This is a genomic window from Ferrimicrobium sp. (assembly GCF_027364955.1).
Classification (GTDB): Bacteria; Actinomycetota; Acidimicrobiia; order Acidimicrobiales; family Acidimicrobiaceae; genus Ferrimicrobium.
Window position 1 is genome coordinate 106,380 of the sequence record NZ_DAHXOI010000002.1, and the last position, 23,081, is coordinate 129,460.

The window sequence follows — 23,081 nt, forward strand, 5'->3', positions numbered from 1 at the left end:
CCTACCCCCCCGCTTCGGCGATTGTTTTTAGCATCTCTGCCGCCAGCCTATCCCAGCACCAAGCGGGTAGGTCATGCCCGAGATCGGCAAAGAGAAGGAGTCGCGAGCCCGCCAACACCCGAAAGGTATCGATGCCCCCAGATACGTTGACGAGCGGATCGATCACCCCGTGTACAACCAGCGAAGGCAAGGCCGCAAGCGTCGACAGTGCAGTAGAACGGTCAGGCGAAGCGAGCACGGCGCTCAACTGACGCACACTTGCCACCGGGTCATCAATGCCGGCCGCCGCCAACCGAGCGGCACCTCGATCGATGCGATCGAGGATCGCTTGTCGTTCTTGCGTTGAACGAGGCCGACCGACAACCAACTCTAAGGGTTCCTCGCGGTTCGGGTTCATGAGCGCTGCGAGGGCCATCTCGCTCGGCTGGCCAACACCGGTGCGTCCAGTGGAACCGAGCATGCTAATCAACGACAGAACACGTTTGGGCTCCTCGATGAGGAACTGCTGCGCCACCATCGCTCCCATCGAAACGCCAACGAGGTGGACTTGATCGATGCCGAGACGATCAAGTAACTCGAGCAGATCGTCTGCCATATCCGCCAACGTATAGGGAGCGAGGTCACGGCGTCCCATATAGATCGACAACAGATCGGGAATACCTACGCTCGTCAATCGGGTCGAAAGCCCACTATCACGCTGGTCATAGGTCAAGACCTGATAACCAGCCCCAACAAAGCGCGCGATGGCAGGCCCTGGCCAGTCCGTTAACTGACCGCCAAGACCATGAATCAACACAACTACTGGGCGATCCGGTGGACCCGTACGTTCGTAGTGCAGCTGCACCTGGCCCACCTCACGCACTGGCACACTCACAGATGAGGGTCACCGTTGGATTGACAAGCATGCGACCCGCTTGGATGGCTGCCTGTATGGCCCGATCCTCCGTCGGCGCCAGGCAGAGCCTTTTCCTCGTGGAGATGATCTGTTGGGCAGGGTCCATGGAGCGTCGCAATCCAGGTCCGATCACCACCTTTGGGGAGACACCGAGCACCGTCAATGCCTCGATAACATCAGTTGCGCTGGGATCCGTCGGACGCTGGAGCTGATGGAACTCCTCCCAAAGCAAATTGAGGCCATAGTGTGGATGATGCAGGGTCATTTCAAGCACGACTCCTACCTCAGCATGGGCAAGGAGTCCCTCGAGAAAACCGAAGAGATCCGAGATGTTATAGATAACGTTCTGCGAGGTGACCACGTCAAAACGTCCAAGCTCCGGTTCAAGGTCGAAGAAGTCACCGACTCGCGTCTCGACTAACAGCTCAGGCGATGCTTCACTCTCAAGGGCGAGCACCTCAAGCATCTCCGCATTCTGATCGAGAGCCAGTAGAGAACGAATAGCGGAGCCAATCGGAAGAACTGCCGCACCAGCACCCGCCCCAACATCGAGAACACTGCGGTGCGCAGACCGAGCGAGCAGCTCGACAAGGGCCAACTGGGTCTGGTTCAGTGGCACGTCCCTGAGTGGGCGAAACCCATTGGGGTCAAAGGTCCATGGCGACTCCGGGGCCTTAGCGAGTAGCTCCTCGGGTATCGCCCAATCCTGGAGCTGTCGAGACCACCGCTGCGCTAGCGCGCTCCGAACTGCGTCATCAGGCATCAGTAGCGCGTTCCCTGTTCCCCATCGAGCTCACGCAACAAGGACGACTTCGCCCGCTCAAACTCCGTATCGCTCAAGAATCCTCCTGCCCGTAGGATCGTTAACCGCTCAAGCCGACTGAGCGAATCCGTGTTGGTGTTGACGGCCGAGGAAGCACCGCCAGACCCTGCCTGCTGGGCATCCTCCAGGCTGGCAAGGAGCTGACGCAATCGTATAGGATTCGGGACAAAGGTGATGAGTTCATCACCAAAGGCGTCACCTGAGTCGATGTGCAGGCGTCCAAAATGAAGAATTCTGCCGATAATTCCCTGTTGGGTGGTGATATCATTCACGTGGCGCAACGGAATCTCACTGGTCTTACGCAGCAGTACCCCTCGCGAAAACCGAACACGCCGATCGGTGATCACCAACATCTCAAAGTACCACTGCAAGCCGCGGAAGAGCATGTTCACCACGGCGGCCCCCAGGATGAGCAGACCGAAGAGGCTGAGCAGAGCATAGTTAAAGGTAGTCAAGACAACCGCGACGATGCTCGCCGCCACAAAGGTCGCCGCAGGTCCGAGCACCAACCACCAGTGTGGGTGGACGATGGCAACCACCCGCTCATCCGGATCAACCATCGCGCCGACGATGCGTTGTGTGCGACCCGACAGCTGTCCGAGACTTGGCGTCATTGGCTCGTGGGCGGTCATAAAGGTCACTCTAGGCTAGTTTTTGTGCGATCGTCGCCGCCGACTGCAAAACACTCCCATCCGCCCCTTGCGTCACTGGAGTGTAGGTGGGTCGCTCCCGAGCTTCGCGGATATCCTTGGCCAGCTGTTCTGCCAGCGTCTCCTTCGGTTCGATGAACAGATAGTGGGACAGAGAGCCGGGAATCGTGTTCACTTCGTTGAGAAAAAGATCGCCGTTCTCACTCGCGAGAAAATCAATCCGCGCCACTCCACGAGACCCGATGAGGGCCGCAGTCCTCGTGGCCACCTCACGAATCTGCTCCTCAGTTTCGGGTTTTAAGAGCGCCGGCAACTCTCTCGGCGCCGCCGCCATCCCGGTGCCCGGCCGATACTTATCTGAGTAGGTCAGGATCGCTGCCATACCGCCGGAACGGGTTGGCCGTTCAATGGCCGAAAGTTGGAGCTCAGGATAGCTTCTAATAGCGATCTGGAGATCATAGAGATCCTCCCGAAACGGCTCCACCACCGCTCCTGTGCGTAGATGCACGCTGTCACGAACCCGATCCCGGAGTGTCCCCCGATCACGAATGACCTCAATGCCGATGGATGAACCACCAAAACGTGGCTTCACGATGTACGGCCCCTCGAAGGGGATCTCCCCATCAGCAGCAACACGCGGCAGCGCCGGAAGTCCTGCTCCGACAGCCAGGGCGCCAAAGCTCAGTTTGTCCATCCCGATAGCGGCGGTGGCCGTCGAAGGACCGGTATACCGAAGACCCGCAAGATCCATAGCTGCCTGAATCGATCCATCCTCTCCAGGGCCACCATGACAACAATTGACAACCACATCGATGGAGATCATCTCTAGCTTTGGTCGCAAACCCGACGAAAGGCTACCAAATCCAGCGCGACTGCCCGTGATGAGCATCAACGGTTCAGCTCCTGATGGGACCCCTTGAGCGAAGGCCGGCGCCTCTAGGGTTGGTGCAACACGATAGAACTCACCCGTCTTGGACCAGTAGATGCCCGTCACCGCGCTCTCGGTTCCAAGCAACGCATGCGCCGCCTGCAACCCCGTCAGGATCGAGATGTCATGCTCGGGCGAAGGTCCTCCAAAGAGGACCGCAATCATCGCACTCATATACGCTCCACCACTTCAACGGCCATACTGGAGTTCCTTTCCACAGTTCAACTATAGGGCCCAAACAGAGAGCCCAAACAGAGGGCCCAAACAGAGGGCCCAACTCACAGCGTCACCGGCGGTGTCGCAGGCTGATCCAGGCTGCTACCCGCAACACGCTACCCGATCTGGGCTACGTCTCAACTCTATCGGATGCCAGTCGCCCAGAAGTCGGAGCGTATCGGGAGCGGCGCGCACCTACGGGTAATGATCAGGCAGATCGTTCTCGTAGAGAACAACGTCACCCGGCTTCGCCGTGCGCTTGACCTGCGCAATCGCAGCCGTTCGATCCTTGACGGTGAGCACTTTTCTGAGACGGCAGCCTTGGGCATCCGCCTGCGCCTCGGCGGCCCCTTCAATCAGTGCAGCTCGGTTCGTCTTGGCAACCACGATCAACTCGTCAGCGACGCGACCTACCGCCTTTCCAAGCGCGTAGTTCTCCGGGTATTGACGCGTACCAAGCTCCACCATGCCAGGAGTAACGACAAACTTGGTCGACGTTTCGCCACCGCGTCGGTCAAGAGCCGCGAGCGCGCGACGAGCTCCCGCAGGATTCGAGTTGTAGGTGTCATCGATGACCTCCACACCACTCTCGGGGACCACTGCCGTCACCAGTCGGTTCGCTGGTGAGGCGATGAAGGCGAGGCGAGCACAGATGGCCTCGCCGGTGACACCGCACTCAAGCGCAGCGGCGATCGCACAGGCTAAGTTCGTAGGAGCGATGTCGCCAGCATCAATCTTGTCAAGCTTCTGGCCCCCAAGATAGATGACCAACTCCCCCTCTTCATTGGGCTTGACCGTCACGTCTACGTCAAGCTGGACCGCCGAGACCTTAATGATCTTTCGCTCAGTCGCGCTGCCGGCAAGTGCCTTCGCAGCGAGAGCAAGGCGGGGGTAGTCCACATTGATGATCACGACCGATGCCTGCTCTGTGATCTCAAGTTTCGCCCGCAAAATTGATGCCTCGGACCCAAAGCGTTCGAGATGGACAGGGCCAAGCGCGGTCAGTACCGCGATCTGGGGTGGGATCCAAGAACAAAGTGCGGCAATCTCTCCCGGCCCAAAAGTACCCATCTCAGCGATGAAGACCTCAGTACCTGGCACCAGTCGTTCATTGATAGAACGGGCAAGACCTCCCCGGTTGTTGAAGGACGCTGGTGAGGCGATGGCACGCACAGATCCCTCGAGCAGGGTCGCCAGATAGTTCTTCGTCGTCGTCTTACCAAAGGAGCCAGTGATGCCAACCACCTTTGGACGGATGCGCAGGAGTCGCTCCGTCGCATCATCCACATAGCGCCCGAGTAGACGGTCCTCGAGCGGTTGGGTTGCGATGAGTCCAAGCTCGACCATCAAGGGTGCCAGGTAGCCACTTAACAAGGCAAACCCGAGAGGGGCCCCAATGAGCCAGCCGATGAGCGTCACCAGGGCATCGATAACTCCTACCGTCACCAGCAGGCGCCTCATCCGCGAGGTCAGTGCGAGTTTCGAGGTTCGGCCCCGAAACCCAAGACCGACTGGTGCGGCTAACAGACAGAGCACCAACAGCGCAGCGAGGCCGAGATGCGCGTCGGTCCCAAAGGAGCGAACAAAACTTCCGACCAGGAGTATCAAACCGACAACGAGCAACGCCTGGTTGATGAAGGAAGCTCTGAACCAAAGTGCGAAAAACCCACCGATACGCCCGGGAAGATAATGCTCCCGTTGGGCGACACGAACCCACTTCAGTGCCGGAAGCTGAGCGATCACACCGATTATGACGGCCGCTACAACAGCAAGCTCGTGACCCATTGCTTTGGTCAACCTCCCGGACTAGGACCCGATTACTCTAGTCGTAATCAGCTCCGCAATCGACTGAGGATCCTCAAGTGGGACCAGATGATGAACCCCATCGAGCACCTTGAGCGTTGCCCAGGAACTGGCGCTTGCCACCTGGCGTGCCAATGCAACTGGACACGCTTGATCAAGCGCACCCCAGAGCATCCAGATCGGCCGCTGAACCAAGAGGAGATGATCGAGATACTCCTCCTTCACCACCGCGACAAAGATCTGACGCATCACACCACGAGCCTGGCGGTAATCGTCCGAGCCGTAGCGTTGCCGCGCTCGTTCCAGGCGCTCCTCGGAGACCACCCCCAACCCCGCAAGCGATCGAATGAGTCGGTAGCCCAATGGTGACCTTGCCTGATTCGGCGGTCGGATAATGGGTACACCAATGAGTACAAGCGCATCGGTGAGCTCTGGGGCCACCACGCTGGCCAGTTCAATAGCGACCCGACCACCAAACGAATGGCCGACCACCACCACACGACCAACCCCTGCCTCGTGGCGCCACTCACGGATGACCTCTGCGACCGCCTGCGCATAGCCCACCGAGTTCAGGGCGGTCAGTGGCTCCGGTGAATCCCCAAAGCCGGGGAGATCGAGCGCAAGAATCGAGAGATCCTCACCCAGCAATTCGATCACCTTGGACCAATCATGCAGGTCACGGCGCCAACCATGAAGAAACACTACCCCGAGGCTACCCGCATCGCGCGAACGTCCCACCATGGAGGAGATGGCCGAAGAGGGTTGTGTGAACGAGATCGTAAACAATGCAGCGGCTACGACTCAATCCTCCGAATCTTCGTCACGCCCATAGGAGGATGGAGCAGCCTGGAGCTCTTCGTCATCGAGATAGGCCATACACCAATCGGCATGCCCATGGACCGAATCCCCTCCACACTCCTCACAGCGAATGAGTGGCATTGGAATACCTCGCTTTGCCTTTCGCGCCTCTTCGTATCGACGATGACGACCCTTCTTCACGCGCTACTCCCACTCACTCTGACGAGACCTATTCATTCCTCGCACGTCCAACAGCCAGTTTAGCGATTTTGCTCTCGCAGATCTCCAGCTACCAGGTCAAAACACCTTGAGGGTAGGATAGATTCCAACGACAACGGCTTGGCTAAGGGTGGTCGAGGGTCGGCCTTAGTCGGTGCGGTGAGGGCGTGCGAGCGCCACCGACGCACCAAGGCGACGCCAATCTTGTCCCCAAGGCACAAGCGCAAACGACAAGGGAGTGATCATGACAGATGCCTTCAATCCAGACGAGATGATCGAGCGATTCCAACGACGTGCCGCGGCTGTCAAATCTCGCCCGATACCTCCCGTAGAGGGTAGTGAACGAGCGAAGTTCGTTGAGCAAGCCTCCGTGGACTACTTCGATTATGCCGTCATTGGGGACGCAGTTGCCAAGCTTGAGGACGGTATCCTCACCCTTACCATCGATCTACGCCCACCAGAGAGCTGAGCGGGCAACGTCGCTTGAATTGGTGACAAACCGATGCTGCACGCCGTGACGGTACGAATCATGAGGGTGAGCAGCATGACGGTCGATCGCTCGTTGGGTCGTCAAGGAACGACCCACAAGCCTCATGGAGATGACGACTTCGCGCCATCAGGCCCACCAACGCGGCGGTGGCTCTGGGTATCGGTGATCACCATGTCACTGTGCCTGGCTCGTGATAGCGCCAGAGCACGATCGGATTGCCGCTGCTACGACCCACCGGTTGCGGGGACTGAGAACGCGCCGAGTTGTGCCTCGATCAGCGGCGCGGCGCCACCGAGCGCAGCGGCCAAGGATCGTCCTCTGCAACAGCTTGCCAATCGCTCAGCGGTCCTCGTCGGTATTCATCGGGCCACAACGCCAAGGAGATAGGCAACGATCTTTTAGTGAATGGTCCTGGGTTTGCCAAGAGAACTCCCGCCTACTTGTGGAGCCAATCAAGGTGTGAGAACACCCTTTGATCGGGAACATGCAGCTGATGGCGCACCTCAATGATCCACTGCGTGGGCGAATCATCCATTGCGTGGGCGCTCTGCCCATTGCTGCTATCGCAAACCTGGAGATGGATGGACCTGGAGACGATGATCCTCGACCACTTGGATGGTACGCTCACCAGTCAACAACGCCCCGACCTCACAGCCGCATACTTCGTAACGCCAACCACGCGAGAGTCCGCCACGCCGGCGGATCACAAAATCGACAATATCGTCTCGAGCGGCGATCAATGAAGGATCGATTCCAAGCTCCATGGCTTTGGCCTGCACGACCGCAGCGGTCAACAGCACAATCGGGGCCAACTCTGGTCGCATGGTCGCCGAGATCGCGAGCTCCGCGGTGACGGTACCAATCGGTTCATCGCTCGCCACCAACTCAAGCAGTTGACCGACCGCCTCAGCGTCAAGCCGTCGTGGGTCTACCCCACGCAGCCGAGTTAACTCCGAACGCGACGCAGGAGCGGCTCTGGCGATGGAGGAGATGGCAAGGTCCGACAAAATGGAACGTGCGGGAACATCGCGCACCCGAGCCTGCTCCTCTCGCCATGCGGCGACTCGCGCGGCGATTCGTCGATTCTGCTCATCATCGAGACTGCGGCATTCGCGAATGCGCGTCCAAGCTAGTTCCACCGGAGCCTCGAACCGACGGCGACGCACGACCGCCTGCATCTCTTCCATCGCCCAGCTCCGACGGTTTGTGGCTTCGAGCTCAGCGACAATCTTGCGTTCGAGCTCCTCCAGATAGAGGACATCTGTCGCCGCATAATCAATCTGCTCGGGAGTGAGGGGACGTGCCATCCAATCCGAGAGCCGAGCCCCCTTCGCAATCGTGACGTGGAGATACTGGTTGAGCAACGCACCGAGGGAGGCGTGACTCATGCCCAGAAAACCCGCCGCTACTTGTGTATCGAAAAGTTGGACCGGACGGGTGCCAACTGCGCGCTCAAGGATCTCAAGGTCCTGTTCGCTCGCGTGAAAGACGAACTTGATCTCCTCGTCGCCAAAGATTTCCCCCAGCGGGGCCAGATCGACGACAAGCGGATCGATGAGAAAGATAAGGTCGCCAACCCGCGCCTGCACCAGCGCTAACTTTGGATAATAGCTTCGCTCTCGATGGAACTCCGTGTCAACCGCCACCGAGCCCACCGTTTGGGCCTCTTTGACGACCTCCACCAGGTCGGCTTCGGTTGCCACCCAACGCAACCGAATCCCCTGTCGATGCACTTGTCCCGCCATGAGGTCAGGAGGGCCATCGTTGACCTGAACGCTATTGGTATCTTTCTCGCGACGGAAATACTCCAAACTACCTCTTTCCTGCTTCGTTAGCCGCCATAACGCATTCGAGTATCGGACATCGACAGCACTGATGACCACGCTTCAAGTGGTTGGCGTACTACCATGCTATCGACTGAACTCGTGATCAGCCAATGGCTACCTAGCTCGTCCATAGCTACAACCCTTCCTAGCACCATACCAAGGGCATCCCTTGGCAAGAGCAACCCCGACACCTCATCACGGACAACTGGTACACCGCTCGCAGTCATCGCTACAGCGTCGACAACTGGAGGTTTGGCGAACTTGCGGGCGAGGGGAACCTGTGCCACGTCGAGGAAGACCAACCCGACGGCTGCGCCCTGATGCAAGAACTCGAGCGCCAACGCCCCACGTTCGACCGACATCGCAAGGATTCTTGGCTCCTTGGAGACCTGCATAACCAGCGAGATCGTCATGAGATGGGATCGATCGCCATCCGTCAAACTGAGAAGATACAGACCCGATGCCATCGCCCAAAGCGCACGTCGCAGCTGGGCATCATCATCGGTTACTACACTCTCAGCCATGTTCTGCCCGTTCTGCGACCTGATCAGCGATCCCCACAATCCGCTCGTCGTCGAGGTTGCCACAGAGACGTCGGTGCTCCTCGACCATGCGCCGGTCTTTCTCGGACATGCCCTCGTGATCCCTACCGACCATGTGGAGCATCTTTTGGTCGCTTCGCCTGAAACAGTGACACAGGTAGCACACAGGACCCAAGCCGTCGCGCGAGCGGCGGTGACCGCTTTTGGAGCAGACGGCGTTCTCACCGTCACGAACACCGTCATCTCTCAGTCGGTACCACATCTTCACACCCATGTTATTCCGAGACGCCACAAGGACGGTCTACGCGGATTCCTCTGGCCCCGCCAACGCTACGCCTCTGATACGGAGCTCATCGACTATCGCGATCGACTGCGTGATGCACTCCATGGCTACTGTGCACCACAGCGAACCAAACAGTAATCTTTCTTGCCACGGCGCAGCACCAAGAGACGGCCATCGATCAGCAGATCCTTGGTGACGGTGATGCTCTCCCGTTGGGCCACGCCATTGAGATAGACACCGCCCTGACCCAACGTGCGTCGCAGTTCTGACCTTGAGACAAACAGGGGACTACGCGATATGAGTTCGATGAGATCGATGCCCTCCTCAAACTCAACTGCATCGACATTCAAGGTAGGAGCCTCACCGAGCGCCTCCTCGAGCAGGTCCGGTTCCAACAGCTCAAGTTCTCCAACAAAGAGTGAACGGCTTGCCCGTTTAGCCCGCTCAGCCTCCTCCTGGCCGTGCACCAACGTCACCAGCTCCGAGGCGAGCCGATGGTGAGGATCGCGCCGTTCGGGGTGTTCACGATGGGACTGATCAAGCTCGGCGATCTCCTCCTGATCGAGAAAGGTGAACTGCTTGAGGTAGGACATCACCATAACGTCATCGGAGCGAACAAGAAACTGATAGAGCTGATACGGCGAGGTCCGGCGAGGATCGAGCCAGATCGCTCCTCCAACCGATTTACCGAACTTCGTACCATCGGCCTTGGTGATTAACGGCCACGTCAAACCGAAGGCCTCACGTTGATCCACCCTCCGAATCAGGTCGATCCCCGCCGTGATGTTTCCCCATTGATCAGAGCCGCCCAGCTGCAGCGTACAATCCAAACGCCGGCTGAGCTCCAGAAAGTCGATCGCCTGCAGCACCATGTAGCTGAACTCGGTGTAGGAGATCCCTTCGCTGCCAAGACGCGCCTTGACCGAATCCTTGGCCAACATGGTCGCAACAGAGAAGTGCTTACCGTACTCACGGAGATAGTCGATCAGATTGAGGTCTTGGAGCCACTCACGGTTATCGACCAATACGCCAGCTGCCTCGCCAGAGAAGTCGATAAAACGTTCGAGCTGTAGGCGAATTGCCGCAGTGTTTTTGGTCAGTGTCTCGTCATCGAGAAGAGTCCGCTCGGTGGAGCGCCCGGAGGGATCGCCAATCATCCCAGTACCGCCACCTGCCACCATAATCGGGCGATGACCAGCCCGCTGGAATCTCCGCAACATAATGAGGCCCAGCAGGTTGCCTAGGTGCAAGGAGTCAGCTGTCGGATCAAAGCCGACGTAGAGCGAAAGGTGAGCCGAGTCCATCCGCTCGACGAGCCCCTCTGCACTCATCTGGTTGATGAGTCCACGGTACTGAAGGTCCTCGGATAGAGTCATGGGTTGCGCTGCTCCTTTGCGAGTTGGTGATCGATCTGTGCGTAAAGACTACCGAGAGCCTCGTGACTAGCCGCCCGAGTCCCCTCGAGCACGGCGATAAGGAACTCGCCGTTGCGAGATCGTTGCACCAGCGCGGCAAGGTCCGCGGCAGCGGTGATCCTCGTCACCTCGAACCCCATTCCCTCGAGGACCGATGCTGGGCGCACGCGTGGTGGCGTCACAAAAAACTCCGTCTGGACATCAGCGGCGATGCTCGCAGCCGGTGGCACCTGATCGAAGATGAGCCCACCTTGGTTGTCAAGTACCACAATCAAGCCTCGACTTGGGAGAGGCAGATGAATGAGGGCGCTGACGTCATAGAGAGTAGCGAGATCACCCACAAGGAGTGCAGTGAGGCGTTGGGGTTCTGCGTGGGCGAACCCTAGATAACTCGAAAGAACGCCGTCAATCCCATTCGCTCCCCGGTTCATCGCCACCAACGGTGGATCGGAGTGATAGCCACGGAACTGATCAAGGTACCGAATCGGCATCGATGCGGAGGAAAATAGCGCTTCATCGCCTCCCAACAACCCATAGAGCGCGCGGGCGACCGCGATCTCCGTAGCAGGATGATCCTGTGCAAAGTTCTGCAGCGAGCGGTCAATACTCTGGTCGAGTGCAAGCAGCTGAACCCGTTCGGAGACGACTGGCGACCTCTCGACCGGTGCCAGGCTCTCTGTCAACACTGACTGAAGTGTCGACTCTACATCGGCAACATACCCAGCCGTCACAAAACGCCCCGGATCACGAACCACAAACCGATCACCAAGCGTCACCACGTCACCACCGGCCTCGACAACCCTTCGCAAGGCATTCATGGAGCTGCGAGCCAGTGGAAAATCACCGATCACGACCACCACTTCCGGTGTGGGAGTGGATCCGCGGGTCAGTAGATCCAGGTGGATCACCGTTGTATCCCGCCGGGCCAATGGCGTACGTGCATCGACCGCCAGAGTCCAACCCAACTGGTTAGTTACGGCCTCTGCCGCCGCAATCGTCTCATGGGTGCTCTCACTAACGCCGCCGAGCAGCAACCATCCCGAGCGCCCAGAGCGAAAGATCTCATTCGCCACCTCTGGATCTAACGCTGCTAAGCGAGGCGCGAGAGGGCGATGCAGGGCGATGTCACCGCGTCGTGCTCCTTCTTGGAGTACCGTTGCCTGGCGCTGTTCATCCTCGACTACCTGTCCCAAGAGCGGCTCCTCGATACCCACGTTCAGGTGGACCGGGCCTGGCCCATTTGGGGCCCCACCTAACTCGGTGACCAACTGGAGTGCGACGGAGGCGAGATCACGAGGGGTAAGCGAGCTGACAAACTCCAACGAGATCGTGGCGCGCACAAAGCTCGCCATGGCTTGGATCTGATCGAGTGTCTGGGGTGCACTCACCCCTTTGAGTCGGGTTGGACGATCGGCCGTCACCAGCAACAACGGAAGACCGGAGAGAGAGGCCTCCGCGAGTGCCGGTAGGAGTTCAAGACTCGCCGTTCCCGAGGTGGTCACCACCATCACCGGCGCACCACTCCGACGAGCGAGGCCACAGGCGAAGAATGCAGCCGCGCGCTCGTCCAGGCAGACCGAAACCGACAGAGGAGCAGTTGCCAGCGCGACGGCCAACGGCGTCGAACGAGAGCCTGGAGCGAGCACCACCTGGTGGAGTCCGAGCCTGTTAAGCTGCTCCAGCAGGATGGCAAAGAGACGAACATTGGCCCCAGAGGGCTCTGAGGTTGGGGGGTGGGGTGCCGACGCTGACGATTTCACAAACTCTCCTTGATTCCACGGTAGCGGCTCTCATGGTCCAGACCCGTGCACCGGATGGAGACCTGGTATGTCTTCATGGGTTTACTCAGAACCGCTTCGCGATGGTGAAGGACTTTGTGGGAACCCTCGCGCCACTCTATCGGCGTATCTGGTTCGTTGACTGTCCTGGCCATGGCGCAACACCTATCGGCCCCAACGAACCCAACCAATTCTTCGACGCCTTGGGCACCATTGCTCCTCACTTTGATCTCTTTGGCTACTCGATGGGGGGTCGTCTCGCGCTCTGGATGCTCGCGACCCATCCCGGGGTGATCGAACGCGCGGTCATCGTCTCCGCCCACCTCGGCATCACCTCCACCGAGGCACGACTCACACGACAGAGCTCCGACGAACTGCTCGCACAACGCCTCGACTCGCTCCCCTACACCGCTGGGCTTGGGAGCCACAACCTAGCATTCAAGACCTTTCTCGAAGAGTGGAATCAGGCACCGCTTTTTGGGGATCGCACCTTGACCGAAAGCGACATCCGGCTCCGTCTCATGAACCGCCCCAGCCAGCTCGCTGGTGCTCTCCGTAGCTACGGGACCGGTCAACAACCCGATCTCACCCCCTCGCTAGGTGATACCACCACCCAACTGCTGTATCTCTTCGGGGCAAACGATGCTGTCTATCGGGCTATGGCCGATCGGGCGCGCCAACTGAGCACCTGTGAAGTACAGATGATCGACCAGGCCGCCCACGACGTACTCCATGATCAGCCGGGCACCGTCGCCGAAGTAATGGCTCACTTCCTCCGATGATGCCTGCACGCAAGTAACATCGAGAACGTCCGTAGCCCACTTGTAACCCAAATGCGCGAGGGTCTCATCGCTCAATGGTCTACTAGTCCTGCTTACCCTGGAATGAACGTTCGCTGTGGCCACTCTGGTCTGCTGTACGGGATTGGCCGAGCCTGATTACTCAACGACAAGCCCGATTCCCAGCCTCACGGTTCGACACCTTCATGGCAGACGAATGCAAACACCGTGGCTTCGATCAATACCATCTTCTCGCCACTGCCAACAATCCCGACATCCCCAATCTCGTCCCCCTACTATCTTTTGGTCAATAATCCCACACCAGGGCGACACGATGATCTTGGATATCTCGCATATTGCCCTCGGATTTTATAGCCCCTACGGAAGCCTTGCCATCAGGAGAGCTTGAGTGAACGCGAACGTAAGCCGGTTTGTTTCAGATCCGTTAACGATTCAAACTCTAGGAGGTCTAACGAAACAAAGGAGCTAGTCTCAGCTTGAGCTTTTGCATCGGAGGTACTCCTCGCTGGTTGTTGACAGCACTAAAGCGGTGGAGTATGCTTTCGTGGCAACTCAGTCTGGTGGGTATATGATTCGCGCAACAGTCTCGGCATGATGCGCCTATTTTGACAGGGGCGGTAATGGTTTTCGCAAACTCCAATCGACATAGTATAAATTCTAATCGAAATAACAAGAGTCTCAATGCTAACGACAAAGCACATCACAAACCATGGAGACAATCGAGACTTCTCAAGATTCTTGGCATCGCCTTTACTGGATCACTCTTGCTGGCGGCCTGTGGTAGCGCATCGACTAGTTCATCGACCACCACGACCGTCAAGAGCACCTCTGGCACTCCTATTCATGGGGGTGTCGCTAGCTATGCATTACCCATTGGAGAGGAGTTCAGTTGGATACTCCCACTGGAGAATGAGGCCAACTACGAAGACTATGACTCCAACGTGGAGAGTGGGCTTTGGCGGCCCCTGTACTTTGCGGGAGCGAGAGGTAAAGCGGGCGTCAACTACAAACTCTCAATCGCCGATCCCCCTGTGTACTCCCATGGTGATACCGAAGTCACGGTTGACCTGAAACAGGGGTGGAAGTGGTCAGACGGACAGCCAGTCACCACCAGCGATGTGCGCTTCTTCTTTGAACTTGAAGCCGCTGGAGCCAAGCTTGGGGACTATGCACCTTACGTCCCTGGCGAGATGCCAGACGACATCAGGAGTGTCACCTACAACGGCCCGTATAGCTTCACGATCCACTTGGCACATTCGTACAATCCCGAGTGGTTCACCGGGAACCAACTCACTTGGATCTACCCCCTCCCTCGCCAAGTATGGGACAAAACCTGCGCGACTTGCGCCGTCGGTCACGACGCAGCGACACCCTCAGGCGCCACCGCTGTCTACAAGTATCTCTACAAGGAGTCTGGCAACCTTTCGACCTACTCCACCAACCCACTCTGGAAGGTTGTCGATGGGCCCTGGACTCTAAAAAGCTTCAACCCTACAACCTACTACTCCGTCTTTTCCGCCAACCACGCCTACACCGGGCCCGAGAAACCGTATCTCGGTGGCTACTCGATCTATAGTTTTCAATCAGATACCGCCGAGACCGATGCCGTGCGTTCTGGCGTTCTCGACTTTGGGTTTATCCCCTACAGCGATGCTGGTCAAATCGGCTACTTTCAAACCCACGGTTTTAAGGTGGCTCCTTGGAAGTACTTCTATAACGAAGTCGTAGAGTTCGGCTACACCGGTCCATGGAAGGCGCTCGTAAACCAGCTCTACGTACGCCAAGCGATGCAACACTTGGTGAATGAAAAGCTATATCTGGATCAGACACTTCATGGCTATGGCTTGCTCGACTACGGTGTCGCTCCTGTCTACCCCAATTCGGATCTTGTCGCACCAGGCCTTCAATCTGATCCGTATCCCTATAGCATTTCAGCGGCAAAAACACTCTTAACTGACCATGGTTGGGTCAAGAACTCCAGCGGCGTCGACGTCTGCGAGCGCCCTGGCGATGCCAGCAACGAATGTGGCCCAGGGATCCCAAAGGGGAAGGTCTTCACCATCTCCTTCACCTACCAGACTGGCGTACAAAGCTACCTTTCACAGGTCGAGGCATTCGTGAGCGCGGCAGCACAGGCTGGCATTGATGTCTCACTGACCGGCCAATCGCTGACCAGCATGTACTCCAATGATGGGGTATGTCCCCCAGGCCCTTGCAACTGGGGCATGGCAGGTTACTCCGCCTACATGTGGGATTTTGGACAGTACGAGATCATCCCCGCGGGTGGCAACGAGTTCGGCAAGGGTAACTATTGGGCGGGCGGCTACGACTCAAAGGAGGCGAACCAACTGATCACCGCCGCCCATGAGCAGCCAGGGCTGCAGCCGCTCTATGCAGATGAGGAGTACCTAACAAAACAAGTAGCTTCCCTCTGGTGGCCGCTGGCAGACTACGAGATTGTCGTTGCAAAGAACAGCTTGGGTGGCTGGTATCCCTTGAATCCGTATGCCAACTTCCGTCCCTCCACCTGGTACTTCACGAAATCGTGAGCACAGTGACGCCACGCGCAATGGTCATAGCTCCAGCAGGTTGCAAAGCGACCCTCTTTGTCGGAGCTCACTGGTGGTGGAATCACTGAACGAAGGGGAGACGCCATGACTGTTCAAGAGTTGGGTTGTTACATCGATGGTGCAATGTATGTGCCCCAGTCAGGGGAGGTTGTCGTCGTTACCAGCCCAGCAACAGGAGAGCCCATTGCGAACGTAGCCATCGCTGGCAAGCACGAGGTCACAATGGCCGTGATGGCGGCGCGACGCGCCCAAGCAACGTGGTCCGAGGTTGGGCCGTGGCAACGGGCAGAGATCTGTCATCGCATCGGAGAAGCTATCGCGCGTCGCATCGACGAGTTTGCAGAACTTCACACGCTCGAACAGGGGAAACCCCTCTCCGAGTCGATCGCCGACATCAAGGAGGCTAGCCAACTCTATCATCTTCACGCCGAGGATCTGTTACGATTTCATGGCGAGACCATGCCCTCTTCAGATCCGAAGAAGAGGATGTTCACCTTCTACCGCCCTGTCGGCACCTGGGCGATCATTACCCCTTGGAATTTTCCTGTCCTGATGATGGCCGAATTTGTCGCACCGGGGCTCGCAACCGGTAACGCACACATCGTAAAGCCACCTACCCATACAGCGATGACCGTCTTAGCAACGCTGGAATGCTTCGAGGAGGCGGGCGTTCCCTCAGGACTCGTGAACGTACTACCAGGCGGTGGAGAACTTGGGGATCTGTTGGTAACCCATCCTGATATCGACGCGGTTGGCTTTATTGGCTCATCCGTCACTGGAGCACGGATTCAGTCGCGGTCGGGTCTCAAGCGCACGGTCATGGAGTGCTCCGGCAATGGTCCACTGATCGTCTGCTCGGATGCCGACCTTGCGAAAGCGGCCAAAGCCGCAGTCTACGGTGCCTATTTTTGCGCCGGACAGGTGTGCTGCGCCACAGAACGAGTGTTGGTCGATGCATCAGTCCATGATGAGTTTGTCTCCCTCTGCCTCAGTGAGGCGGAGAAGGTTCGTCTCGGTGATCCGTTCGACAACGACACCATGCTCGGCCCACTGAACAATCAAGAGGTGGCCAAGAAGATGGACCGACACCTTGCCGACGCGCGAGCCCATGGCGCTTCGATTCTCACCGGTGGAGGACACAAGCCAGGAATGCCCACGGACCTTTACTACGAGTTGACCGTCATCGACGACGTGCGCGAGGAGATGCTTGTCGCTCGGGAAGAGACCTTCGGTCCCGTTGTCCCCATCCTCTCCGCATCTGGAGACGAAGAACTGCTCGCAGTCGCCAACCGAGATCCGCTTGGACTCCAAGCGGCGGTCTTCACGGAGAGCACCCGCAGAGCCTATTTTTTCATGGAGAAACTGCGCGTGGGCCAGGTAATCGTCAATGACTCCACCGGCTTTTGGGACATCAATATGCCCTTTGGCGGAGCGGGAGGTAGCGCCACAGGTTGGGGACGTATCGGCGGCAAATATACCCTCATGGAGATGTCAGATCTACGGACCGGCGTGATCGACCTGTCATAGATACACCAACTCGATCAACCCGGCCCAGAAGAACGAAACATCGCGATTCACTATCCTCGGGTGGGAGAATCCTGCAACTGATGTCGGATTCCACTGCGCTAGCCGGGCTTTCAGCACATGCAAGGGCGAAGGGTGCTACCACTTCTCTTGAGGACATGGTCAGCGCTTGTTGCCCCCCTCGAGCAGGTCGAATGTCTGGAGAGACAGAGCCTCAAGCTCACTGACAAGGCGACGGAGTTTGCGAGCGTTGTCGAACCACGCCTGGTAGCGGACCTGCTGGTCTTCGCTGATCTTGCGGGTCACGGTCTTGCCAGCTACTGCCCGGGTCCAGGTGAGGTAAGGTCCGTGCAAGACCGGTGGGTCGTCCTGGCAGTGACAACCAGATCTACCACACGCGGTGGTGCGCCACACCAGGCTGCCTGGTAGAGCAAAACCTATCTCACCCAATTCAGCGGCGATCTGTGCCTGCGCTTGTTGTTGTCGTGCAAATGTCTCCGTCATCATCTCCTCGTGTGCTATTCTTGAAGTGTACACGCTTCAAGAACGCCAAGCAATCATCATCGAGGAGATCACCGTGCCAAGACGCCAGATCCGTTATGGGCCAGTCAGTGTGGAGAAGGCGCTCGGGGCGCTCCCGGTCATAGCTGCGTTCTGCCGACGTCTCGACATCGCCGGCATCGTCGATCGTGCTGCTCCGGTGCGCGACATCGCCTATGTCACCCATGGCCAGGTGATCGAGGCCTTGGTGGCTAACCGCCTGACCTCTCCCACTCCACTGGTCCATGTAGAGGACTGGGCACGAGCCTGGGCAGTCGAAGAGGTGTTCTCCATAACGCCCGAAGTCCTAAACGACGACCGTATCGGCCGGGCGCTCGATGCCCTCGCCCCTGAGCTTTTAGGGGTTGTCGGTTCCATTGGCGCTCAGGCGATCACTGAGTTCGGTGTCGATGTTGGGCGCATCCACTGGGACATGACCTCGATCAGCCTCTATGGCGCCTATACGTCGCCGGATCATGACTACATCGAGCCCCGTTTTGGGCATCCAAAGGACCATCGACCCGACCTGTTGCAGATCCAGGCCGGACTCGCGGTTAGCGCGGATGGCGGGATCCCTATCTGGCACCGGGCCTATGACGGCGGAGCCGGAGAAGTCGCCCAGGTGGTTCCGGCGATGGAGGCACTGTCCAAGCTCGCCGGGACACGTCAGTTCTTGATGGTCGGTGACTCCAAGCTGGTGTCCTATACGAACTTGGCCGCGATGATCGCTGCCAAGGTGAGCTTCATCGCTCCGGCATCAAAGACCTACGTGGGTGCCGAGGTGCTGGCTGAGTGCGACTTCGACGCTGGTGTTCCTGTCGACTACGTGGCTGAGCGTGACGCCAACAAGGCAGAAGGCAAGCGGGGTTCCTATCGGGTGTTAGAGGACACCATGGTCATTCAGGGTAAAAAGAAGGCCGAACCCGATCTTCATCTGCGCCGGGTATTTGTATGGTCAAGCGCCCGGGCCGGCGCCGCCGCCAAGGCCCGAGCAAAGAAGCTCGAGCGGGCCCGCGGTGATCTCGATCGCCTGGGGCGAGGACTCGGAGGCCGGTACTACCCGACCGAGAAAGAGGTCATTGAACGGGTCGCGGTTATCGCACGAGAGCGTCGGGTGAAGGGCTCGTTGAGAACGACCGTCAGCACTGACCCAGTGACGGCCAAGCCCATCTTGGAGTGGCACTTCGACGAGGTAGCGCTTAGCGCCGAGGCTTCCACAGACGGATGGTATGCATTGCTCACCAATCTTGGCTCTGAGGTCAGCACTGCTGAGGTGTTCTACCGCTACAAGGGGCAAGAGACACCCGAGAGGCGCTATCACAACTTCAAGGGCCCGATTGCCGTCGCGCCTATGAATTTATGCGAACAATCGCCGTATCGAGGCACTTATCAGCGTCATCTGCCTAGCACTGCTCATCTTTAGCCTCGTCGAACGCCAAGTACGTCTGGCTCTCAGTCCCGCGGTCAAGCTCGCCGGGCTGTGGGCAGGCCAGCCAGCCAAACCAACAGGTCGACTCATCTTCACTGCCCTCGCACGTCTGCGGCTAATACCAGCGGCCGCAACGAGCCCACCCGAGATCCCACGGCCACCTCCTCTACAAGCACAGCTCCTCGAACTCCTCGGCGTCGATCCCCGTAGGCCCCGATAAAGAGTTACAGGTCATGGTGGGTGGGAACAGCAGTCCTGCATGTGCTGAAAGCCCGGATATCTCCTGGGTGCGAGAATTGCTATGCCTTAACACTTGCGAAGCGGCTCAAGGCGATGGGTCAACCGAAGTATCAGAATGACGGAGATCCGCGCACTAGTGCCCTGGCTTTGATCTCACGATACACGAGAACGCCCTCAAGCTTCCCTTCTCATGGCGCACGCCCACAACCGTATTCGTAAACTCGATGAGCGACTTATTCCACGACCGAGTGCCACTTGACTTCCTCCAACGTGTCTTTCAGGTCATGAGCACGACGCCGCAACATACGTATCAAGTCCTCACGAAACGACCGCAGCGTCTACTCCGTATTGCGGACCAGTTGCCTTGGCCTCCAAATATATGGATGGGTGTTTCGGTCGAGAATCAGCAGTACGCATTTCGCGCCCGTATCCTCAAGCAGGTGCCGGCTGCGGTGCGCTTCCTTTCTGTTGAGCCGCTCCTTGGTCCGGTAACCCTTGATCTTGAAGGTATTGACTGGGTCATCGTTGGGGGTGAATCTGGACCACGAGCTAGACCAGTTGAAACAGATTGGGTGCGGTCGATCCGTGACGACTGCTGCGATGCGGGGGTTGCATTCTTCTTCAAGCAGTGGGGTGGTCGCACTCCCAAAGAAAACGGACGCGAAATCGACGGTCGGTTGTGGGGACAAATGCCAGCTTTACACTCTGCGACTTGCCATTAGCAAAAGCGAACTGTAGTCCCATTTGGGTACTGATTTCTCTTTGACTGATTTACACCCACGATTTGGCCCGCTCTCTGCATAGGCACCAGGACACGCGTTTTCACGTGCGTCCTGAGAAATGGGGTCTCCAGAACTACGAAGTCAATAATTTCTTCGATCGACACGGTCCTGCCACCGAACTGCTGGATAAGCGCGGCACGTAACGGTTCGAAATCGATATTGTCACCCGTAAACAGGAACCGTTGCCCCGCCAAGTGATCCGCGAATCTGAATGCTCCAGAGGGGTCAACTTTCCACATGGCTGCCTTAACAGCCTCAAGCCCGTCGATTGAATGAGAGCCAACAACCAAGTGATAGCCGACATGTCCAGGTGGGAACTCCATGACGAACTCCCGTGTAAAACCAAATTCAGCTTCGTCACTGAGGCGATCAATGTATAGCCTCGCTATGGCCCCCGCTCTGTCATCGCTCGGGAAATTCTTGATCCGTGCCTCCGTAGTCAGACCGAATAATCTGTTGAGAGCCACCTCTACGCTACCTTGCTCAAAGAACCGGTTGATAGGATCGGTACTCAAGTTGATCAAGATCTCACTCCAGCGCGGCCGCACCATTGGAGCTATTACATCCATCGGCACTGCCCCGTACCCAAATGGATCGACAAAAGCGAGCAGTGGGGAATCCTTGGCAACTACCCCGGTGGCACGCAGCCTCGAAATCAACTCGCTGAAGTCACCCTGATAACTTTTATAGCAAACATTGGGCGGCCGCGACACAGATGAAAAGTAATCGCGCAGTTCCTCCTTCAGTTGCTCGCACTCGGTGCGGTCACTTTCGATGAATATGAATTTGAACTGAGTGGAATGCCAAGCGGCAAAACTCTTGTGCCCAATAAGAGACTTCAATGCCAGCAATGGGCTTCCATCCTCGCCGCCTGCATAGCGACCAGGACCAGCAAAACCAGGCTCTCCTGACATTCATGTGGATGGATTTCACCAGGATCTGAGCCGTAGTCCCAGTTCAACGGGGGTAATTGGGGCTGAAATAGCCGCATAAGGAACGCACACGGTTTGGGAGCTCTAGATTTGATGGTGTTAGCTACCAAATAAGGAGTTCCATAACCGTGCGCGCTACCTCTCTAGTTAAGCAGATGCTAGGCCTTCGTGGTGTCACCGTGACTGAAGTTTTGTTGGGTTCCGGCATTCTGGTGATCAAGCTCAGGCTCACTCGGTCGAGCCTCGTGTGCCCGAAATGCTCCTATGTGACCCGGGCCTGTTATGACACGAGAACGCTGGACTCGCGATGGCGACACCTCGACATGGGGGCTCACCAGACGTGGCTGTCGTGCCAATTGAGGCGGCTCCGGTGCCCCACCCACGGAGTCATCACCGAGGCAGTACCCTTTGCCCGACCAGTTGGGGAGTCTCGCTTCACGAGAGACTTTGAGCACCTCGTAGTTTGGGCAACTGCAAAGATGGATAAAACCACGGTTACGAGACTGCTCCGAGTCGCCTGGCGCACGGTAGGGACAATCTGTGAACGAGTGGTCGCCGAAGAGCTCAACCCCAATCGTCTTGATGACCTCTTCGTCGTCGGGGTTGATGAGATCAGTTTCCGTAAACACCATAACTATCTCACGCTTGTCACCAACCATGATTCAGGCAAGATTGTCTACGGGGCAGAGGGGAAGAAGGCCAAGAGTCTCGATGAATTCTTTAATGACCTGGGCAAAGAGCGAACCGCCAATATCAAAGCAGCTACCATGGACCTCGGCCCAGCCTTTGCCAAGGCCTTCCGTGAGAAGGCACCTAACGCCCAAATCTGTCTCGATCCATTTCATGTGGTTAAGGTGCGCCATGAGGCGCCATGTATTCCTGCGGTGATGAAAGGACACCGCCTTTGGGATGTCGCAGCATCCCAGCGAAGCTGAGGGCAGTCTAACCGAGGAGGTGCTCGGGAGGGCAGGAAGCAGCCCTGACAACGACGGGACGAATTGGTACTACCAGACGGTTCGGGTCCGGCTAGCAAGACAGAGAGGTGTAACGAAAGTGAACCAGTGGTTGAACCCGCTTAAGCGTGGAACCGACCCCAAATCTGGTGGATATGGGTCGGGCAGCGGTGCGTATCCTTCCTATGTACTAGGAGGGACAACTCGTGCAATGATTATTTATGTCAGTGTACGAGGTCATGGTGAAGGCCTGCGGCGTAACCATGACGAGGCCGCAGCGGAAGAGCTGGGCACCCATCCTGACAAAGGAAACATGGTGAACATGGGAACCATCCCGAGATCGCCCTCGCTCTTGCACATCCAGTGCGGAGACGGGCAGGCCCACCGTCGGCTGATGGCCTTGGGATGGGGCGGAGGATTCGTAGTAGTCAGAGGACGGGAAAGCCGTCCACAAGGCGAAGGAATCCAGCGAACCTGTAGTAGAAGTACTGCAATGCCAGGAGGTCGCCGGTGAATACCGACGCATGTTGGCCAACGCTCGATGAAGCCAAGGTCACAGTACTGGGAATGCAGACCAAGCTACACCAATGGGCGACCGATGCCCCTAATCGTCGGTTCTGTGACCTGTATAACCTCGTCTACGAC

General features: G+C 57.7%; 21 protein-coding genes and 1 pseudogene. 9 read left to right on the forward strand and 13 right to left on the reverse strand.

What is annotated here, in order from left to right:
* Position 1: 1 nt before the first annotated feature.
* From M7Q83_RS02270 to M7Q83_RS02300, 7 genes are all read right to left on the reverse strand, one after another.
* Positions 2–844, reverse strand: coding sequence for an alpha/beta hydrolase (locus M7Q83_RS02270; protein WP_298334938.1), 843 nt, complete (start codon positions 842–844; stop codon positions 2–4).
* A 10-nt stretch (positions 845–854) separates the two neighbouring features.
* Entirely contained in the window at positions 855–1,658 is an 804-nt protein-coding gene (locus M7Q83_RS02275; protein ID WP_298334940.1) for a class I SAM-dependent methyltransferase, read from the reverse strand.
* Positions 1,658–2,350: a PH domain-containing protein gene (locus M7Q83_RS02280; RefSeq protein ID WP_298334942.1), complete on the reverse strand. Its 693-nt coding sequence runs from the start codon at positions 2,348–2,350 to the stop codon at positions 1,658–1,660. Before M7Q83_RS02280 ends, M7Q83_RS02275 begins: the two co-directional genes overlap by 1 nt.
* A 10-nt stretch (positions 2,351–2,360) precedes the next feature.
* Positions 2,361–3,470 carry a hypothetical protein gene (locus tag M7Q83_RS02285; RefSeq protein ID WP_298334944.1) on the reverse strand — a complete coding sequence of 370 codons (1,110 nt, stop codon included), beginning with the start codon at positions 3,468–3,470 and terminating at the stop codon, positions 2,361–2,363.
* Between the two features lie 237 nt (positions 3,471–3,707).
* A complete protein-coding gene (locus tag M7Q83_RS02290; RefSeq protein WP_298334946.1) occupies positions 3,708–5,297 on the reverse strand; it encodes a Mur ligase family protein in 1,590 nt (529 codons plus the stop codon).
* Between the two features lie 21 nt (positions 5,298–5,318).
* Positions 5,319–6,101, reverse strand: coding sequence for an alpha/beta hydrolase (locus M7Q83_RS02295; RefSeq protein ID WP_298334948.1), 783 nt, complete (start codon positions 6,099–6,101; stop codon positions 5,319–5,321).
* Positions 6,102–6,116: 15 nt separating this feature from the next.
* A complete protein-coding gene (locus M7Q83_RS02300) occupies positions 6,117–6,314 on the reverse strand; it encodes a hypothetical protein (RefSeq protein WP_298334950.1) in 198 nt (65 codons plus the stop codon).
* Between the two features lie 262 nt (positions 6,315–6,576).
* Between M7Q83_RS02300 and M7Q83_RS02305 the strand changes: the two genes are divergently transcribed.
* Positions 6,577–6,801, forward strand: a complete 225-nt coding sequence (locus tag M7Q83_RS02305) for a hypothetical protein (RefSeq protein ID WP_298334952.1) — start codon at positions 6,577–6,579, stop codon at positions 6,799–6,801.
* A gap of 75 nt (positions 6,802–6,876) precedes the next feature.
* Positions 6,877–7,209 carry a hypothetical protein gene (locus M7Q83_RS02310; protein ID WP_298334953.1) on the forward strand — a complete coding sequence of 111 codons (333 nt, stop codon included), beginning with the start codon at positions 6,877–6,879 and terminating at the stop codon, positions 7,207–7,209.
* 173 nt (positions 7,210–7,382) lie between these two features.
* On the opposite strand, the gene M7Q83_RS02315 is transcribed toward M7Q83_RS02310, so the two are convergent.
* Both M7Q83_RS02315 and M7Q83_RS02320 read right to left on the reverse strand, forming a co-directional pair.
* Complete coding sequence (locus M7Q83_RS02315; protein WP_298334955.1) at positions 7,383–8,633, reverse strand: ribonuclease D; 1,251 nt, start codon at positions 8,631–8,633, stop codon at positions 7,383–7,385.
* A gap of 20 nt (positions 8,634–8,653) precedes the next feature.
* Complete coding sequence (locus tag M7Q83_RS02320) at positions 8,654–9,172, reverse strand: flavin reductase (protein WP_298334957.1); 519 nt, start codon at positions 9,170–9,172, stop codon at positions 8,654–8,656.
* On the opposite strand from M7Q83_RS02320, the gene M7Q83_RS02325 reads away from it, so the two are divergent.
* Positions 9,171–9,611, forward strand: a complete 441-nt coding sequence (locus M7Q83_RS02325; protein ID WP_298334958.1) for an HIT family protein — start codon at positions 9,171–9,173, stop codon at positions 9,609–9,611. The genes M7Q83_RS02320 and M7Q83_RS02325 overlap by 2 nt on opposite strands.
* Here the strand turns inward: M7Q83_RS02325 and tyrS are convergent.
* Both tyrS and menD read right to left on the reverse strand, forming a co-directional pair.
* Positions 9,581–10,849: a tyrosine--tRNA ligase gene (gene tyrS / locus M7Q83_RS02330; protein ID WP_298334960.1), complete on the reverse strand. Its 1,269-nt coding sequence runs from the start codon at positions 10,847–10,849 to the stop codon at positions 9,581–9,583. The two genes, M7Q83_RS02325 and tyrS, sit on opposite strands and share 31 nt — an antisense overlap.
* A complete protein-coding gene (gene menD, locus M7Q83_RS02335) occupies positions 10,846–12,648 on the reverse strand; it encodes a 2-succinyl-5-enolpyruvyl-6-hydroxy-3-cyclohexene-1-carboxylic-acid synthase (RefSeq protein WP_298334962.1) in 1,803 nt (600 codons plus the stop codon). The genes tyrS and menD overlap by 4 nt, the downstream gene beginning before the upstream one ends.
* Before the next feature lie 32 nt (positions 12,649–12,680).
* Between menD and M7Q83_RS02340 the strand changes: the two genes are divergently transcribed.
* The 3 genes from M7Q83_RS02340 (at position 12,681) to M7Q83_RS02350 (ending at position 17,563) form a co-directional block, all read left to right on the forward strand.
* Positions 12,681–13,448, forward strand: a complete 768-nt coding sequence (locus M7Q83_RS02340; RefSeq protein ID WP_298334964.1) for an alpha/beta fold hydrolase — start codon at positions 12,681–12,683, stop codon at positions 13,446–13,448.
* Positions 13,449–14,086: 638 nt separating this feature from the next.
* Positions 14,087–16,015, forward strand: coding sequence for an ABC transporter substrate-binding protein (locus tag M7Q83_RS02345; protein WP_298334966.1), 1,929 nt, complete (start codon positions 14,087–14,089; stop codon positions 16,013–16,015).
* 105 nt (positions 16,016–16,120) lie between these two features.
* Positions 16,121–17,563 (forward strand): aldehyde dehydrogenase family protein, encoded by a 1,443-nt coding sequence (locus M7Q83_RS02350; protein WP_298334968.1) that lies wholly within the window; start codon positions 16,121–16,123, stop codon positions 17,561–17,563.
* 159 nt (positions 17,564–17,722) lie between these two features.
* Here the strand turns inward: M7Q83_RS02350 and M7Q83_RS02355 are convergent, their stop codons facing one another.
* Complete coding sequence (locus M7Q83_RS02355; protein ID WP_298334972.1) at positions 17,723–18,064, reverse strand: DUF6788 family protein; 342 nt, start codon at positions 18,062–18,064, stop codon at positions 17,723–17,725.
* A 73-nt stretch (positions 18,065–18,137) separates the two neighbouring features.
* Here M7Q83_RS02355 and M7Q83_RS02360 point away from each other — a divergent pair, with 73 nt between their 5' ends.
* Entirely contained in the window at positions 18,138–19,523 is a 1,386-nt protein-coding gene (locus tag M7Q83_RS02360) for an IS1634 family transposase (protein WP_298334974.1), read from the forward strand.
* A 222-nt stretch (positions 19,524–19,745) separates the two neighbouring features.
* A pseudogene (locus tag M7Q83_RS14175) lies at positions 19,746–20,491 on the forward strand (phage Gp37/Gp68 family protein).
* On the opposite strand, the gene tcmP reads toward M7Q83_RS14175, so the two are convergent.
* Positions 20,488–21,465 carry a three-Cys-motif partner protein TcmP gene (gene tcmP, locus M7Q83_RS02365; protein ID WP_298334976.1) on the reverse strand — a complete coding sequence of 326 codons (978 nt, stop codon included), beginning with the start codon at positions 21,463–21,465 and terminating at the stop codon, positions 20,488–20,490. The pseudogene M7Q83_RS14175 and the gene tcmP sit on opposite strands and share 4 nt — an antisense overlap.
* Before the next feature lie 146 nt (positions 21,466–21,611).
* Between tcmP and M7Q83_RS02370 the strand changes: the two genes are divergently transcribed.
* Positions 21,612–22,418, forward strand: a complete 807-nt coding sequence (locus tag M7Q83_RS02370; protein WP_298334978.1) for a transposase — start codon at positions 21,612–21,614, stop codon at positions 22,416–22,418.
* The last annotated feature ends 663 nt before the right edge of the window (positions 22,419–23,081 follow it).

Coding starts and splice junctions, on each gene's coding strand:
- M7Q83_RS02275 (WP_298334940.1), bottom strand. CDS start 1,658: ATGCCTGATGACGCAGTTCGGAGCGCGCTAGCGCAGCGGTGGTCTCGA.
- M7Q83_RS02280 (WP_298334942.1), bottom strand. CDS start 2,350: ATGACCGCCCACGAGCCAATGACGCCAAGTCTCGGACAGCTGTCGGGT.
- M7Q83_RS02285 (WP_298334944.1), bottom strand. CDS start 3,470: ATGAGTGCGATGATTGCGGTCCTCTTTGGAGGACCTTCGCCCGAGCAT.
- M7Q83_RS02290 (WP_298334946.1), bottom strand. CDS start 5,297: ATGGGTCACGAGCTTGCTGTTGTAGCGGCCGTCATAATCGGTGTGATC.
- M7Q83_RS02305 (WP_298334952.1), top strand. CDS start 6,577: ATGACAGATGCCTTCAATCCAGACGAGATGATCGAGCGATTCCAACGA.
- M7Q83_RS02310 (WP_298334953.1), top strand. CDS start 6,877: ATGACGGTCGATCGCTCGTTGGGTCGTCAAGGAACGACCCACAAGCCT.
- M7Q83_RS02325 (WP_298334958.1), top strand. CDS start 9,171: ATGTTCTGCCCGTTCTGCGACCTGATCAGCGATCCCCACAATCCGCTC.
- M7Q83_RS02320 (WP_298334957.1), bottom strand. CDS start 9,172: ATGGCTGAGAGTGTAGTAACCGATGATGATGCCCAGCTGCGACGTGCG.
- tyrS (WP_298334960.1), bottom strand. CDS start 10,849: ATGACTCTATCCGAGGACCTTCAGTACCGTGGACTCATCAACCAGATG.
- M7Q83_RS02340 (WP_298334964.1), top strand. CDS start 12,681: ATGGTCCAGACCCGTGCACCGGATGGAGACCTGGTATGTCTTCATGGG.
- M7Q83_RS02345 (WP_298334966.1), top strand. CDS start 14,087: ATGGTTTTCGCAAACTCCAATCGACATAGTATAAATTCTAATCGAAAT.
- M7Q83_RS02350 (WP_298334968.1), top strand. CDS start 16,121: ATGACTGTTCAAGAGTTGGGTTGTTACATCGATGGTGCAATGTATGTG.
- M7Q83_RS02355 (WP_298334972.1), bottom strand. CDS start 18,064: ATGACGGAGACATTTGCACGACAACAACAAGCGCAGGCACAGATCGCC.
- tcmP (WP_298334976.1), bottom strand. CDS start 21,465: ATGTCAGGAGAGCCTGGTTTTGCTGGTCCTGGTCGCTATGCAGGCGGC.